The 15,448-nt window shown below is 70.7% G+C and carries 10 protein-coding genes; 3 read left to right on the top strand and 7 right to left on the bottom strand.

What is annotated here, in order from left to right; genetic code table 11:
* Window positions 1–9: 9 nt before the first annotated feature.
* Window positions 10–3,036 (top strand): bifunctional [glutamine synthetase] adenylyltransferase/[glutamine synthetase]-adenylyl-L-tyrosine phosphorylase, encoded by a 3,027-nt coding sequence (locus STARVERO_RS03320; RefSeq protein WP_159597900.1) that lies wholly within the window; start codon window positions 10–12, stop codon window positions 3,034–3,036.
* Between the two features lie 33 nt (window positions 3,037–3,069).
* On the opposite strand, the gene STARVERO_RS03325 is transcribed toward STARVERO_RS03320, so the two are convergent.
* Window positions 3,070–4,185, bottom strand: a complete 1,116-nt coding sequence (locus tag STARVERO_RS03325; RefSeq protein WP_159597901.1) for an NAD(P)/FAD-dependent oxidoreductase — start codon at window positions 4,183–4,185, stop codon at window positions 3,070–3,072.
* Between the two features lie 9 nt (window positions 4,186–4,194).
* The gene (locus STARVERO_RS03330; RefSeq protein ID WP_159597902.1) at window positions 4,195–6,399 is read right to left on the bottom strand and encodes a PAS domain-containing sensor histidine kinase; all 2,205 of its coding nucleotides are present in this window, start codon (window positions 6,397–6,399) and stop codon (window positions 4,195–4,197) included.
* 402 nt (window positions 6,400–6,801) lie between these two features.
* On the opposite strand from STARVERO_RS03330, the gene fae reads away from it, so the two are divergent.
* Window positions 6,802–7,341 carry a formaldehyde-activating enzyme gene (gene fae / locus STARVERO_RS03335; protein WP_144343123.1) on the top strand — a complete coding sequence of 180 codons (540 nt, stop codon included), beginning with the start codon at window positions 6,802–6,804 and terminating at the stop codon, window positions 7,339–7,341.
* A 3-nt stretch (window positions 7,342–7,344) separates the two neighbouring features.
* Here fae and STARVERO_RS03340 read toward each other — a convergent pair whose 3' ends face one another.
* Window positions 7,345–8,796 (bottom strand): sensor domain-containing diguanylate cyclase, encoded by a 1,452-nt coding sequence (locus tag STARVERO_RS03340; protein WP_159597903.1) that lies wholly within the window; start codon window positions 8,794–8,796, stop codon window positions 7,345–7,347.
* A 127-nt stretch (window positions 8,797–8,923) separates the two neighbouring features.
* Window positions 8,924–11,578 carry an aminopeptidase N gene (gene pepN, locus STARVERO_RS03345; protein ID WP_159597904.1) on the bottom strand — a complete coding sequence of 885 codons (2,655 nt, stop codon included), beginning with the start codon at window positions 11,576–11,578 and terminating at the stop codon, window positions 8,924–8,926.
* Window positions 11,579–11,777: 199 nt separating this feature from the next.
* Here pepN and STARVERO_RS03350 point away from each other — a divergent pair, with 199 nt between their 5' ends.
* Window positions 11,778–13,019, top strand: coding sequence for an acyltransferase family protein (locus STARVERO_RS03350; RefSeq protein ID WP_159597905.1), 1,242 nt, complete (start codon window positions 11,778–11,780; stop codon window positions 13,017–13,019).
* 18 nt (window positions 13,020–13,037) lie between these two features.
* Here the strand turns inward: STARVERO_RS03350 and folB are convergent, their stop codons facing one another.
* Genes folB through STARVERO_RS03365 form a run of 3 tightly spaced genes read right to left on the bottom strand, consistent with a single transcriptional unit; the run spans window position 13,038 to window position 15,440 of the window.
* Window positions 13,038–13,400, bottom strand: a complete 363-nt coding sequence (folB, locus tag STARVERO_RS03355; protein ID WP_144343119.1) for a dihydroneopterin aldolase — start codon at window positions 13,398–13,400, stop codon at window positions 13,038–13,040.
* A 34-nt stretch (window positions 13,401–13,434) separates the two neighbouring features.
* The gene (locus tag STARVERO_RS03360) at window positions 13,435–14,478 is read right to left on the bottom strand and encodes a hydantoinase/oxoprolinase family protein (protein ID WP_159597906.1); all 1,044 of its coding nucleotides are present in this window, start codon (window positions 14,476–14,478) and stop codon (window positions 13,435–13,437) included.
* The gene (locus tag STARVERO_RS03365) at window positions 14,475–15,440 is read right to left on the bottom strand and encodes an ATP-grasp domain-containing protein (RefSeq protein ID WP_244616540.1); all 966 of its coding nucleotides are present in this window, start codon (window positions 15,438–15,440) and stop codon (window positions 14,475–14,477) included. The genes STARVERO_RS03360 and STARVERO_RS03365 overlap by 4 nt, the downstream gene beginning before the upstream one ends.
* Window positions 15,441–15,448 lie beyond the last annotated feature (8 nt).

Consider the following 15,448-nt stretch of genomic DNA (forward strand, 5'->3'; position numbering starts at 1 on the left):
CGGATACGTATGGCGGCGCGGCGGGGCAAAGCGGCGGGCAAGGCGGGAGCGGCAAAGGCGGCGGGAGCGGCGGTGCGGCCGGGGGCGGACGAGCGCAGCCTCGTGGCATGCCTGCGACACGACGCCGGCTTTCCAGTGCCGGACGGGCTGCCGGCCGCGCTGAAGGATGCCATTTCCGACGCGCAAAAGGCGGTGCGCACGCGCATCGAGAACCTGCTGGCGGCACAGCCGCAAGCGCGCGCCGTGCTGGCCGGCATCGCCGACCATTCCCCATTCCTGACCGACCTGATCCGCGTCGACCCGGCGCGGCTGGTGCGGGTGCTGGAGGGCGATCCCCTCGACACGCTCGCCGCCGCCCGCTCCGCCACTGTGGCGGCGCTGGAGGCGACCAAGGACGAGGACGCGGCGATGGCGGCGTTGCGCCGCCTGCGGGCGGAGACGGCGCTGACGGTCGCGCTGGCCGACATCGGCAACGTGTTCGACCTCGCCACGGTGACGGCGGAGCTGACCGCGACGGCGGACCTCGCCATCGCGCTGGCGGTGGATTTCCTCGTCCGCGAGGCGGTGGGCGCGCGCAAGCTGAAGAAGGTCGGCGACGAGGGGCTCGGCTACACCGTGCTCGCCATGGGCAAGCACGGGGCGCGCGAGCTGAACTATTCCAGCGACGTCGACCTGATCGTGCTCTACGACCCCGAGGTCGCGCCGCTGGGCAAGGACGTGGAGGCCGCGCCCTTCTTCGTGCGGATGACCCAGCGCCTGGTGAAGCTGATCCAGGAGCGCACCGGCGAGGGCTATGTGGCGCGCGTCGACCTGAGGCTGCGCCCGGACCCGGCCTCGACGCCGGCGGCGCTCTCGGTGGACGCGGCGCTCGATTATTACGAGCGCGAGGGCGCTACATGGGAGCGCGCGGCCTATATCAAGGCGCGCCCCATCGCCGGCGACATCAAGCTCGGCCACGCCTTCCTGCGCCAGCTCGCCCCGTTCGTCTGGCGGCGCGCGCTCGACTACGCGGCGGTGGCGGAGGTCCATGCGATGAAGCAGGACATCCACGCCTTCCGCGGCCATGAGGCGATCGCCGTCGAGGGGCACAATGTGAAGCTCGGGCGCGGGGGCATCCGCGAGATCGAGTTCTTCGCCCAGACGCAGCAGCTCATCGCCGGCGGGCGCGACCCGCGCCTGCGCACGCCGCGCACGCTGGAGGCGCTCGCCGTGCTGGCGGAGACCGGCTGGATCGGCGAGCCGGCGCGGGCGGAGCTGGACGAGGCCTACCACTTCCTGCGCCGTGTCGAGCACCGGTTGCAGATGGTGGCGGACGCCCAGACCCATACCCTGCCCGAGGACGAGGAGGCGCTCGCCGGCTTCGTGCGGTTCATGGGCTATGAGGACCGCGCGGGCTTCGCGCAGGCGCTGACGGTGCGGCTTGCCCGCGTGCAGGACCATTATTCCAAGCTGTTCGAGGACGCCCCGCCGCGCGCGGTGGTGGAGGGGCGGCTGGAGTTCCCGCCGGCCAAGGACGACCGCGAGACGCTGGCGACGCTGAGCGGGCTCGGCTATGCCGACGCGAAGGCGGCGAGCGCCACGGTGCGCGGCTGGCTGGCCGGCGAGCCGCGGGCGCTGCGGCCCGAGAGCGTGCGCGAGGAGCTGGCGGCCATCGTGCCGCTGCTGATCGACGCGCTGGCGCGCGGCGGCGCTCCCGATGCCGGGCTCAACGCCGCCGACCGCTTCTTCCGCGAGATGCCGACCGCGCTGCGCCTGATGCCGGCGCTGCGGCACAATCCCGACCTCGTGCGCCTGCTGGCGACGATCCTCGGTACCGCGCCGCGGCTCGGCGAGATGCTGGCGCACCGGCCCTCGCTGCTCGATGCGCTGCTCGACCCGGCCTTTTTCGGCACGCTGCCCGACGAGCCCGAGCTCGCGGCGCGGCTCGACGCCGAACTGGAGCTGGCCGAGGACGAGGAGGACCTGCTCGACCGCGCCCGGCGCTTCCGGCAGGAGCACCATGTGCTGATCGGCGTGCGCATCCTCTCCGGCACCCTGCCGGCGGCGCGGGCGGGGGAAGCCTTCGCGCGGCTGGCCGACATCCTCATTAGGGCGCTGGAGAAGGCGGTCGCCGCGCGCTTTCGCGAGGCCCATGGCCGCCTTGTCGGTGCCGAGGTGGCGGTGCTCGCCATGGGCAAGCTCGGCGGGCGGGAGATGACGGCGGGCTCGGATCTCGACCTCATCGTGCTCTACGATTTCGACGAGGAGCACCCCGAGAGCGATGGGCCGCGCCCGCTCTATGGCGGGCAGTATTTCGCCCGGCTGACCCAGCGCCTCGTCAGCGCGCTGACCACGCCCACCAATGCCGGACAGCTCTACGAGGTGGACCTGCGGCTGCGCCCGTCGGGTCGCGCCGGTCCGGTGGCGACCAGCCTGCCGCGCTTCGAGGCCTATCAGGCCGAGGAGGCGTGGACCTGGGAGCACATGGCGCTGACGCGGGCCCGCGTGGTGGTGGCCTCTCCGGCCTTCCGTGCGCGGGTGGAAGCGGCGATCGGCGAGGTGCTGCGCCGCCCGCGCGATGCGCGCCGGCTCGCCGCCGATATCGTCGACATGCGCGGCGCCATCGCCGACGAGAAGGGCGACGACGCGCCCTGGGACCTCAAATATGCGCGCGGCGGGCTGATCGACATCGAGTTCATCGCCCAGTACCTCGTCCTCGCCCACGCGGCGAATGAGCCGCGCATCGTCGATACCTCGACGCTGCGGGTGATCGAGGCGGCGCGCCGTGTCGGGCTGCTCGACGCGCAGGACGGGCAGGTGCTGGCCGATGCCTGCCGCCTGCTGCACGACCTGACTCAGGTGCTGCGCCTCGCGCTCAGCGGCCCCTTCGTGCCGGGCGAGGCGAGCCCGGCGCTGCGCCGGCTGCTGGCGCGGGCCGGCGCGATGCCTGATTTCTCGACGCTGGAGGCGCATCTGTTCGACACGCAGCGGCAGGTGCGGGCAGCCTTCGAGCGGCTGCTGAGCACGGAGCCGCAGCGCCGGCGCAAGCGGGCCTGAAAGCCCTCTCTCCGCTTCGTCGGGGCGAGGAAGCTAGGCGAGCTTCTCCGCCACCCGATCGGCGATGGCGAGGCTGGCGGTGAGGCCGGGGGACTCGATGCCGAAAAGCTGCACCAGCCCCGGCACGCCATGCTCGGCCGGGCCGTCGATGCGGAAGTCCGCCGCCCGCGCACCGGCCGGGACGATCTTCGGCCGGATGCCGGCATAGGCCGGGTTCAGCGCGCCGTCCGGCAGCGCCGGCCAGTAGCGGCGGATGGCGGCATAGAACGTGTCCCCGCGCGCCGGATCGACATCGTAGTTCGGCGCGTCGATCCATTCCGTGTCCGGCCCGAAGCGGGCCTGCCCGCCAAGGTCGAGCGTCAGGTGCACGCCGAGCCCAGCCTGTTCCGGCACGGGATAGACGAGGCGGGAGAAGGGCGCCCTGCCGGACAGGGTGAAATAGGAGCCCTTGCAGAAATAGGCGGGCGGGATCGTCTCGGCGGGAATGCCGGCGATGGCGCGGGCGAGCGGCACCGCGCCGTGGCCGGCGGCGTTGACGAAGGTGGAACACGTGAGCCGCATCGGCTCGGCCCCGCCGACCTCCAGCACGATGCCGTTCGCCGTCACCTCGCCGCGCAGGACCGGCGCGTTGAAGGCGATCATGCCGCCGGCATCTTCCAGATCGCCGCGATAGGCGAGCATCAGCGCGTGGCTGTCGACGATGCCGGTGTAGGGCGAGAGCAGGGCCGCCTCGGCGGAAAGCGCCGGCTCCAGCGCCCGCGCCTGCGCCCCGGTGAGCGGTTCGAGATCGGTGACGCCGCAGGCGCGGGCATGGGCATCGATGGCAGCGAGTCGGTCGGTCTCCGCGGCGCTAGCGGCGACGATGAGCTTGCCGCAGCGCCGGTGCGGGATGCTGCGCTCGGCGCAATAGGCATAGAGCGCGTCCCGCCCGGCGACGCAGAGCCGGGCCTTCAGCGTGCCGGGGGCATAGTAGATGCCGGCGTGGATGACCTCGCTGTTGCGCGCGGAGGTGTCCGAACCGACGAGCCCGGTCGCCTCCAGCACCAGTACCTCGCGCCCGCGCAAGGCCAGCGCGCGGGCGACGGCGAGGCCGATCACCCCGGCCCCGGCGACCACGCAGTCGACCGACGATTCCTCACTGGCGCTCATGCGGCGATCTTATTCGGCGGGAACGCTGCGGCCACTGCGATATTGCAGCGCCGGCCGTCCGTTGAGCGGCAGGCGGATGACGATCGTGGTGCCGACGCCTTCCGAGGAGCGGATGCGCATCGTGCCGCCATGCAGCTCGACCAGCGACTTGGCGATGGCGAGGCCGAGGCCCGATCCCTTGTGGGTCTTGGTGAACTGGCTTTCCACCTGCTCGAACGGCTTGCCGATCTTGGCGAGCGCGCTCCTGGGGATGCCGATGCCGCTGTCCTCGATGACCAGCAGGGCGGCGCGGGCGGAGCGGCGGGTGCGCACGGTGACGCGGCCCTTTTCCGGTGTGAACTTGATGGCGTTGGACAGCAGGTTGAGGGCGATCTGCTTCAACGCCCGCTTGTCCGCCTCGATGGTGACGGCCTCGTCGGAATCGGCGCTGATGGTGAGGTGCTTCTCGTCGGCGCGCACCGACATGACGCGGATGGCGTCGGCGATCACCTCGTCGAGCGCGACCGGCTGCAGGTTGAGCTGCACGCGGCCCGCCTCGATGCGCGACATGTCGAGGATGTCGTTGATGACGTCGAGCAGGTAGCGGCCGGAATCGCGGATGTCGCGGCAGTATTCGTTGTACTTGTCGCTGCCGAGCGGGCCGAACAGGCCGCTCTCCATCAGCTCGGAGAAGCCGATGATGGCGTTGAGCGGCGTGCGCAGCTCGTGGCTCATATTGGCGAGGAATTCGGACTTGGCGCGGTTGGCGTCCTCGGCCTTGGTCTTCTCGTCGGCGTAGTTCTGGGCGAGTTCGGCGAGCTGGAGGGCCTGCATCTCCAGCGTCTGCTGCGATTTGCGTAGGTCCGCGACGAGGGCCATGAGGCGCTTCTCGCTCTCCATCAGCCGCTCTTCGTGACGCTTGAGCGCGGTGATGTCGGTGCCGACCGAGACGTAGCCGCCATCCTTGGTGCGGCGCTCGGCGACCTTGAGCCAGCGGCCGCCCTCGAGCTGGGCCTCGAAGGCGCGGGCGCCTTCCTCCGGCCTGTCCTCGGGGCGCAGCGGAATGCGCACGACTGGCTGGCGGGCGAGGGAGGCGACGGCGTCGAACTCGGTGCCGGGGATGACATTGGCGTCGCCGATCCCGTGCAGCGACTGGAACTTCGAGTTGCACATCACCAGCCGGTTCGCGCTGTCCCACAGCACGAAGGATTCGGAAATGCTCTCGATGGCGTCGCGCAGGCGCATGTCGGCGGTAGCGGTGCGCTCGGCGAGGCGGCGCTCCTCGGTGACATCCACGGCGATACCGACGAGATGGGGCGGCTCACCATTTTCCTGCGGCACCACCTCGGCGCGGGCGCGCAGCCAGATCCAGTGACCGTCGGCGTGCTTCATGCGGAACACCCGGTCGATGGTCCGGCCGGGCTTGTCGGCGATTTCCTTGGCGATGTCGTAGAGGTTGGTGTCGTCGGGATGGACGAGGCTCGCTACCTCGCCGAAGGAGACCAGCTCGTCGCGCGGCTCGTGGCCGATGATCTCGAACATCGATTCCGACCAGAACATGCGCCCGCGGCCCATGTCCCAGTCCCACAGGCCGCAGCGCCCGCGGGAGAGGGCGGTGTCGATGCGCGCGCGCACCGTCTCGTAGATGCCGTCGGCCTCGCGGGCGCGGCTCGCCTGCCAGTGGAAGGCGAAGCCGAGGATGAGCAGCACCGCGCCGGTGGTCGAGAGCAGGGTGACGGTGAGGATGGTGTCGGACTGCCAGGTGGCCAGCGCGCCGGCGAGCGGCTGCACCACGACGAGCTGCATCGGTGCGCGGGGCAGGTTGCGCACCGTGGCGAGCGCCGGCGAGCCGTCCGGCATGCTGACATCGAGGACGCCGGCATTCTCCGCGAAGATGGTCAGCGCCTGCGTGTTGGCGAGGAGTTCGCTGAGCTCCGCCGGCGCCGTCGCGGCGTCGTCATGCGCGGCGAGCACCTTGCCGCCGGCGTCGACCAGACCGTAGCGGCGGCCATCCTCGGTGGCGCGGGGCGGCAGGCTGGATTTGAGCAGGGTGTCCGGCCCCATGGCGGCCGGGTCGTGGCGGCCGGTCTCGCTGGCGATGGCGGCGGCGAACAGCGCCAGCTCGTCCTTCGCGTTGGCGATGGCATCGGCGCGGTAGGCGCGGATCTGCACCACGGCGGCGATGGCGATGGAGGCGATGAAGGCAATGATGAGCGCCGGCACAGCCTTGCGCATGAAGGGCTCTGCGTCGACCAGCCGCTGATACGCAGGTCGCGCCACCGAGCGTGCAAGCCCTCGCATGGCTTGTACGCGCACGGACGCGCCTGCAGCGTTGGCGCGAGCCATCGCCGGCCTCCCCCGAAGTCCCAATACCCGTTCCCATCTTGATAGGAGCGATGTGCCGCATCTCTCCGAATCACCCTGATTTGAATCGAATCGGCCCCTCCCTGTCCAGAGTCCTCGGGAGTCAAGTTAACGATTCGGCAACCTCCGGGTGGTCCCGCGGTGCTGCGATACGTGGCGGAAGCCGACAGCGGCCGCGGCGGAAGGCGACAACCGCGTCGCATGGACGCCGCGCGGCGCCCGATGTTATGCGCTGACGCCCGATTTCGGGTGCCAGAAGGGAGAGACGACCACATGAGCGACATCTGGTTCCGCACCGGCGAGGCGACCGTGCTCGCCGCCGACGGGCAGTTCACCGACGCCATGCCGGAGGTTCTGATCGGCTCGGTCCGTGGGCCGGCCGGGCATGCCTTCGCCTCGATGATGGGCCAGGTCCAGGGCCACACCCGCATGTTCGTGGTGCGCGACCTGAACCAGATGGTGCGTCCGGCCACCATGATGACCACCAAGGCGACCATCCATACGCTGGAATATGTCGACCTGCTGGGCGGCGTGGTGCAGGGCGCGATCGGCGATGCCATCGTCGACGCGCTGGCCGAGGGCATCCTGCCGAAGGACCAGGCCGACGAGCTGTGCATGATCGTGATGGTGTGGCTCGACCCGCGCTGCGCCGAGGATCCGAACCTCGACAAGGCCGACCTCTACCGCACCAATTACGAGGCGATGAAGATCGCGCTCGAACGCGCCATGACCGGCAAGCCGACGGTCGACGAGCTGATCGCCAATCGCAAGACGATCAAGCACTACGCGCTGGATGGCGTGGTGGAATACTGAGGCTCAGCGCCGGGCCGTCGAGCCCGGCGCGGCTGTCCCGTCCGGGGCGGGCGGAACCCCGTCCGTGACCGGCACGGGGCTCATGGAGCCGTCCGCGCCCAGCACGAGGATGCGGTTCCGCCCCGCCTGCTTGGCGGCGTAGAGCGCGCGGTCGGCGCCGGCGATGAGGCCGGGGCTGGGCAGGGGCGGCGTGTTCGCGTCGTACAGGGTGATGCCGATGCTCACCGTCACGATGCCCTGCGGGGTGCCGGCGTGGGGCAGGCGCAGCGCCCGCACCGCCCGCAGCATGTGCGTGGCGACGGCGATGGCGTCGCTCTCGTCGGTGTCGGCGAGGATGGCGGCGAACTCCTCCCCGCCATAGCGGGTGACGAGGTCGCCGGCCCGGCGCGCGCAGCCGCGCAGCGCCTCGGCGATGCGGCGCAGGCACTCGTCGCCCTCGATATGGCCGTAGAGATCGTTGTAGGTCTTGAAGTCGTCGACATCGATCATCATCAGCGCGAGCGAGGGCTTGTGCCGCCCCGAGCGCTTGATCTCGTGCGCCAGCACCTTGTCGAACTTCCGCCGGTTGGGCAGCTCGGTGAGCGGGTCCATCTCGGAGAGTTCGGTGAGGCGGCGGTTGGCCTCGATCAGCTCGCGTTCCAGCCGCTCACGCTGGCGCACCGTGGCGGCCAGCTCCTCCTCGATCTGCTTCTGCCGGGTGATGTCGACGCTGGTGGCGAGCAGGCGCAGCGGCCGGCCTTCCGCGTCGCGCTCGACGATGCGCCCGCGCCCGAGGATCCAGCGCCAGCGGCCGAACTTGTCGGGTACGCGATAGACCGCCTCGAAGATGTCGCTGCTGCCGGCAAGCACCTGCTCGTAGCGCTGCACCACCATCGGCCGGTCGTCGGGATGGATGATGCTCCAGGGGGTGCGCTCGTTCTCCTCGGGCGTATCGTCCGGGCCGAAGCCCAGCGCCATCTTCCAGCGCGGCGAGCGCCGTACCACGCCGGAGCGGATGTCGAGCTCCCACACCCATTGCCCGGCGCTTTCCAGCGCCACGCCGATGCGCCGTTCGCGCTGGGCGAGGCCGGCGCGCAGCAGACGGCGGCGGGTGATGTCGGTCAGCGCGATCGACAGGCTGGCGGACTTGCCCTCGACGTCCGGCACGGCGCGCGCGGAGGCGAGATAGGTGCGCCCGCTCGCCGGATCGGACCATTCCTGCTCGGAAACCGCGCGGCCTGCGGCCACCCGCTCGAACCAGCGGCGCACGAGGGCCGAGGACCCCGGCAGGAAGTCGTCGACGGGATGCCCGACGATCTCCTGAGCCGGCCGGCCGAGCAGGGCGGCCATCTGCATGTTGACGGCGAGCAGCCGCAGGTCGTCGCTCACGACGCACAGCGCAACCGGCGCCTCCGCGAGAGCCGCTTCCGATTGCACCCGGGCCGCGTCATTCGACGGGAGTGCGTCACTGCTCATCGACCGGCTTTCCCTCCGCCGCGACGCAGTCTAGCGCCGATCCGCACCGCCCGGAATGCCCGGAAACCCGATAACTATACAGTTGTCCAATGCGGCGGATGCGGGTCGGAGCGGCGCCCGGCCGGTGTTAGGCCGGTTCCAGCGAGCGCGAGACGATGTCGCCGACATCCGGCGAGAGGCCCGGCTTGGCGGCGACGCGGCGCAGGGCGCGCTCGGCCGAGGCGCGGCGTCCCGGTTCCAGCGAGCGCCAGCTCTTGAAGGCGGCGAGCAGGCGCGCCGCCACCTGCGGGTTGCGTCCGTCGAGTTCCAGCACCGCGTCGGCGACGAAATCGTGCCCCGCGCCGTCCGCCCGGTTGAACTGCGTCTGGTTGGCGCCGGCGAAGGAGCCGACGAGCGAGCGCACGCGGTTGGGGTTGCCCCACGAGAAGGCCGGATGGCCGGTGAGCCCCCGTACCCGTTCCAGCGTCCCCGGCTCGGCGATCTGCGCCTGCAGGGCCAGCCATTTGTCGACCACCAGCGGATCGTCGCGGAAGCGCTCGTAGAACGCCGCCAGCGCCTCCTCCCGCGCGTCGGGCGCGTTGTGGGCGAGCACCGACAGGGCGAGGAAGCGATCGGTCATGTTGTCCGCGTCGCGGAAATGAGCGAGCGCCCGCGCGAGGCCAGGCGCCGTGCCTCCCGCCGCGAGCAGGTCGAGGCAGGCGTTGCGCAGGGCCCGCCGGCCGGCGGAAGCGGCGTCGGGCGCATAGGCGCCGGTCGGGGCATGCCGGTCATAGGCGCCCTCCAGCGCCGGCCTCAGGGCCGCGCTCAGGGCGCGCCGCAGCGCCTGGCGGGCGTCATGGATGGCGTCGGGGTCGACATCGTCGGCGATCTCCCGCGCGACATCGCTTTCCGACGGCACGGAGAGCGCCTGGGCGATGAAGGCGGGATCGAGCGTGGCGTCGGACAGCGTCGCGCCGAGCGCCTCGACGAGGGCGGCGGGGGAGGGCAGGTCGCGCCCGGTGCGCCGCGCCGCCGTCGCCTCGACCAGATGGGCGAGGGCGATGGTCTGGGCGGCATCGAAGCGGTTGAACGGATCGGCGTCGTGGCGGGCGAGGAAGACGAGGTCCTGCGTGGTGAGGTCGCTGGTCAGCTTTACCGGCGCGGAGAAGCCCCGGTTGAGCGAGGCCACCGGGCGCTCGGCCACGTCGCGGAAGACGAAGCTCTGCCGGGGCCGGGTGACCAGCAGCACGCCGCGCTCGGCATTGGTGCCGTCGTCGAGGCGCATCGGCAGGTCGTTGCCGTCCGGCCCGACGAGCCCGAGCGCGAGCGGGATCACCATGGGCTGCTTTTCAGGCTGGCCGGGCGTCGGCGGCAGGGTCTGGACGACATCGAGTCGATAGGTGCGTGCCTGCGCGTCCCAATGGCCGCTGACGGCGAGGTGCGGCGTGCCCGATTGGGCGTACCACAGCGCGAACTGGGTGAGATCGATCCCGTTGGCGTCGGCGAAGCAGGCGAGGAAGTCCTCCACCGTCGCGGCGTCGCCGTCGTGGCGGTCGAAGTAGAGATCCATGCCGGCGCGGAAGCCTTCCTCGCCCAGCAGGGTCTTCAGCATGCGCACGACCTCGGCGCCCTTCTCGTAGACGGTCGCCGTGTAGAAGTTGTTGATCTCGCGATAGGTCGAGGGGCGCACCGGATGCGCCAGCGGGCCGGCGTCCTCGGGGAACTGGTGCCCCTTGAGCAGGCGCACGTCGGAGATGCGCTTCACCGGGCGCGAGCGCTGGTCGGAGGAGAATTCCTGGTCGCGGAAGACGGTGAGCCCTTCCTTGAGGCAGAGCTGGAACCAGTCGCGGCAGGTGATGCGGTTGCCGGTCCAGTTGTGGAAATATTCGTGGGCGATGATGCCCTCGATATTGGCGTAGTCGGCGTCGGTCGCGGTCTCGGGGCTGGCGAGCACGTATTTGTCGTTGAAGATGTTGAGGCCCTTGTTCTCCATCGCGCCCATGTTGAAGTCGGCCACGGCGACGATGTTGAACACGTCGAGGTCGTACTCGCAGCCGAACACCTCCTCGTCCCAGCGCATGGAGCGCTTCAGCGCGTCCATGGCGTAGCCGGCGCGCTCGGTCTTGCCCGGCTCGACATAGATGCCGAGTTCGACCTTCTTGCCGGTGGCGGTGACGAAATGGTCGGTGATGCGGTCGAGCCGCCCGCCGACGAGGGCGAACAGATAGCTCGGCTTCGGCCAGGGATCGTGCCAGATCGCATAATGGCGGCTGGTGCCCTCGACGGCGCCGCTCTCGACCGGATTGCCGTTGGCGAGCAGCACGGGCGCTTCCTCGCGCTCGGCCTCGATGCGGGTGGTGTAGACGGCGAGCACGTCCGGCCGGTCGGGAAAATAGGTGATGCGGCGGAAGCCTTCCGCCTCGCACTGCGTGCAATAGGCGCCGCTGGAGCGGTAGAGGCCCATCAGCTTGGTGTTGGCCGAGGGGTCGACGACCGTCTCGATCTCCAGCGTCAGCGCGCGCTGCGGCGGGGCGAGGACGGTCAGCGTGCCGGCGGTGGTGACATAGGCGCTGCCGGCAAGCGGCGTGCCGTCGAGCGCGATGGACTTCAGCGACAGCTCGTCGCCGTCCAGCACGATGGGCGAGCCCTCGCGGCCCTCCGGATTCGGCCGCAGCGCGAGCCGGGCGAGGATGCGGGTGGCGGTGGGGTGCAGGCGCACGTCGAGATGCACCGTGTCCACGAGCCAGTCCGGCGGCCGGTAATCGCTGAGGCGGACGGGCTGGGGCACGGCATCGCGCGGCATTGGAAGGCTCCGGTTCTTGGGCGTAGCGCCATCTGGTCCTTCAAGAGTTAGGCCTTCGCGCGCCGAACCGAAAGCCCCCGCTGGAGGGGGGTGCCCCGGAATGGTCAGAGTTGTCGTGACAATCGGGGAACCGCTTCGGCAGAGATTCGTTAGTCGTTCCGGGAAAGCTTGGGATTAACAAACGACAGGATGGCTCGGCATGCAGGAGAACGTGAGCTCCGAGAGGTTCGACGCGCTCGATTCGTGGAGGGGGCTATGCGCCATCATGGTAGTGATCTATCACTACATCTACGTTGTCCGGGTTGACGTTCTGCATTCTACGCTGGTTGCCAATTCCTATCTGTTTGTCGACTTCTTTTTCGTATTGTCCGGCTTCGTCGTCTGCCATGCCTATCGCAGCCGTATCGGCGATGCGCGGCAGGCTGGCGGCTTCCTTTTGCGACGGGTCGGGCGGCTCTGGCCGCTGCACCTGACCGTGCTGTTCGCACTGATGCTGGCGGTGATGGCGATCAATCTCGGCGGCCGGCATCCCGAGCAACTCATGATCGAGGCCGGCACCGGCAACTACTCGATGCGCGCGCTGCTGCTCAACGCGGCGCTGCTCAACTCCATGGGCTTCTACGGCGTGGCGTGGAACGGCCCGGCCTGGAGCATCGGCGCGGAGTTCTACACCTACACGCTGTTCGCGGCCGTGCTGCTGCTGGCGGGAGCGCGCCGCCTGCCGATGGTGGCGGCGCTGCTGTCGCTGGCGGCGATGGGGGCGGTGCTGGCGGTGGCGCCGACCTACATGAACGTGACGGCGGATTTCGGCTTCCTGCGCTGCATCGCCGGCTTCTTCGCGGGCGTCGTCGCCTGGCACGCGCATCGGCGCTGGCGCGACCGGCGGCTGCCGGCCGCCGGGCTGTGGGAGGCGGCTTCCGTGGTCGCCATCGGCCTGTTCATCGTCGCCGCCGGCACGGGCCCGGATCAGGTGCATCCCTGGAGCGTGGCGGCGCCGCTGGTCTTCGCCGCCGCCATCCTCGTCTTCGCCCGTGAGAAGGGCACGCTGTCGGCGCTGATGCGCACGGCACCGCTCGCCGCGCTGGGGCGGTGGTCCTATTCGATCTATCTCATCCACATGCCGCTGCTGATCGTGCTCGGCTACGGCATCTGGCTCTATGGCGACGTCGCCGGCATCGCCATGCGCCAGCCGGTCGAGGTGCTCGGCTATGAGAAGCAGCTCTATGACCTCGGCGGGCCGGGCGCCGCGCTTGCCGTGCTGGCCGTCTTCACCGGCCTCGTGGTGGCGCTGGCGGCGCTGAGCTACCGCCTGGTCGAGGCGCCGTGGCGCGACCGCTTCGCGGTCTTCGCCCGCAATTACGAGAGGGGCGGACGCAGCCTCGCGCCGCTGCCGCCGCGCACGGTCGCCTCGGTGGCGGTGCGGGCGGAGGAGCGGCGTTAGCGCGGTTCGCCCGCGGCGCTACCGCGTGCGGGTGATCTCGACGCCGGCGTCGCCGAAGATGCCGGCGATCGGGGCGGAGGGCTTGTGCACCTCCACCCGCACCTTCTCCACGCGCGGATAGCGGGAGAGAACCGTCTCGGCGATGGCCTGGGCGAAGGCTTCCAGAATGTGGAACCGGTGGCCGGCGGAGACCTCGTGAATGGCCTCGAACACCTTCTCGTAGCCGACCGTCTCGCCGTAATTGTCGTGCGCGGCGGCGGGGCCGGTGTCGAGCCACCAGTCGATGTCGACGACGAAACGCTGGCCGAGCCGCGCTTCCTCCTCGTGCAGCCCGTGATAGGCGTGCAGCTCGACGCCTCGAAGGAAGATGCGGTCGGACATGGGGATGGCGTTCCGGCGTGTCGGTTGAGAGGGATCAGGCGGGCGAGAGGGCGGCGGCCAGCAGGCCGACCGCGACGGCCGGCGCGCAGTCGGCGGCCTGCCCGGCGAGGGCTGGATCGTCGGTCAGCACGTCCGCGAGGTCGAGATAGGCGAGGCTGCGGCGCTCGGCGAGCCGGGCGGCGATGAAGCGTCCGACCCCGGCGCCGACGATCATGCCGGGCTCGGTTTCGAGACCGGACACGACGCAGTCGAGGGCACGGCCGAGGCGGGCGGTCTGCGCTTCGGCGAGATGGCGGGCCAGCGCCTTCGCCTTGGGCAGCGTCGCCGGGGTGAGGTCGTGTCCGACCATGCGCAGCAGGCGGCGGGCGCTCGCCTCCTCGGTCTTCGGCCCGCCATCGGCGCTGGGGTGCAGGTCGGCGCCCTCCGGCAGGTCGCCGGCGAGGCGGTGGACATCGGCCGTCGTGGCATAGTGCTCGGCCATCAGCGGCAGCCAGCGGCCGCCGAACGGCGCCTCGGCGGCGAGCGCCATCACCGGCGTGCGGACGGCGCCGGTATAGATGAGCTCATTGTTCGCCAGCCGCTCGGCATCGGTGAAGCCGCGCGCCGCCACCCGGCCGCTGCCGAAGGGAATGAGGTCGGCAGTGGTCGAGCCGATATCCATCAGGATGCCGTCCGGCAGCAGATGCGCCAGCACGGCGGCGGTGGCGTACCAGTTGGCCGAGCCGATGGTGTCGGCATGCGCCGCCGCCTGCTCGGGCGCCACGAAGCCTTCCGGCCCGGCGAAAAGGGCGAGCGGCGCGCCGCCCAATTCGCGCATCAGCAGCGCGGCGGTGCCGACGACGCCGGCATGGCGGTCCGGCCAGAGGTCGGCGACCTCGGCGGTCATGGTGACGGCGGAGGTCGCGTCCGGCCCGAACTCGCTCCGCAATTCGTGCACCGCGCCGGCGAGATGGTCGGCGCCCTTCCACACCGGGCAGGCGGCGATGCGCACCGCTTTCAGCCGGCCGTCGGCGCCGAAGGCGGCGAGCTTCACATGAGCGCCCCCGACATCCCATCCAAGGCGGACGATATTCTTCACAGCAGGACCTCGACGAGCAAAGCGGGCGGGAGACGGGGCAGGTCGGGCACCATGCCCTCGCGGATGAACTCGGCGAGGAAGGCGACCGGGTTCACCCCGAGCGAACGGCGCAGGCCGACATAGGCGGTGGTGAGGCGCGGATTGATCTCGACCACCACCGGCCCCTGCGGCGTGGCGATGTAGTCGACCCCGACGATGCCGTGCAAGCCGGGCAGCGCGGCGCCGATGCTCCCGGCCAGCGCGCGCAGCGGCGCGTCGGCCGGGAAGGCGCCGACCGTCAGCCCGCTGAAATGGAACCGTCCGTCCGCCCGCGTCACATGCTGGCGGTTGGCGGTGAGCACATGGGTGCGACCTTCCTGGCAGAGCAGGGTGAGGCTGGCGGGCATGCCCTCGACCAGCGGCTGGGCGATGAAGCCGGCGGGGAAGGGCGGGGCTGGACGATCCGGCGAGAGGTGCACTTCCTCCGTTCCCGTCCCGTCATCCGGCTTGGTCACGAAGGGGCCGGCGACCTCGGCGGGCACGGCCTCGATCGGCCACGTCGGCACCACCGGAATGCCGGCCGCCGCCAGCGCTCCGGCGGTGGCGCGCTTGCTCGCGCACAGCGCCAGCGTCCGCTGATCGGGAAGGATCACCCGGCGGTTGCGCGCCCGCAGCTGCCCGGCGAGCTGTTCCAGCACGCCGCCGGTCTCCGGCGCGATGGGCCAGCAGCAATCGGCCTCCTCGGCCATCATGTTCCAGATCGAGCGGGGATCGTCGCCGAGGCGCAGCGCCGTCGAGGTGCCGCGTGGGGGAGGCGGCAGGCGGGCGTCGTGCGTCGTGACGACGCGCACGCCGGGAAGATCCTCCAGATCGCCGATGAGCGTGTCGCGCATCAGCGCGGCTTCGGCTATCAGCGAGCCGGGCGGCTCGCCGCCGAGATAGTCGCCGCCGGTGACGGTTTCCAGGACGAAGACGTGCATCATCGATACGT

The sequence above is a fragment of the Starkeya nomas genome (assembly GCF_902703545.1).
GTDB classification, from domain to species: Bacteria; Pseudomonadota; Alphaproteobacteria; order Rhizobiales; family Xanthobacteraceae; genus Ancylobacter; species Ancylobacter moscoviensis.

Bases quoted from the DNA above. Each gene is read 5' to 3' on its own strand.
- STARVERO_RS03320 (WP_159597900.1), top strand. From the start codon at position 10: ATGGCGGCGCGGCGGGGCAAAGCGGCGGGCAAGGCGGGAGCGGCAAAG.
- STARVERO_RS03325 (WP_159597901.1), bottom strand. From the start codon at position 4,185: ATGAGCGCCAGTGAGGAATCGTCGGTCGACTGCGTGGTCGCCGGGGCC.
- STARVERO_RS03330 (WP_159597902.1), bottom strand. From the start codon at position 6,399: ATGCGCAAGGCTGTGCCGGCGCTCATCATTGCCTTCATCGCCTCCATC.
- fae (WP_144343123.1), top strand. From the start codon at position 6,802: ATGAGCGACATCTGGTTCCGCACCGGCGAGGCGACCGTGCTCGCCGCC.
- STARVERO_RS03340 (WP_159597903.1), bottom strand. From the start codon at position 8,796: ATGAGCAGTGACGCACTCCCGTCGAATGACGCGGCCCGGGTGCAATCG.
- pepN (WP_159597904.1), bottom strand. From the start codon at position 11,578: ATGCCGCGCGATGCCGTGCCCCAGCCCGTCCGCCTCAGCGATTACCGG.
- STARVERO_RS03350 (WP_159597905.1), top strand. From the start codon at position 11,778: ATGCAGGAGAACGTGAGCTCCGAGAGGTTCGACGCGCTCGATTCGTGG.
- folB (WP_144343119.1), bottom strand. From the start codon at position 13,400: ATGTCCGACCGCATCTTCCTTCGAGGCGTCGAGCTGCACGCCTATCAC.
- STARVERO_RS03365 (WP_244616540.1), bottom strand. From the start codon at position 15,440: ATGATGCACGTCTTCGTCCTGGAAACCGTCACCGGCGGCGACTATCTC.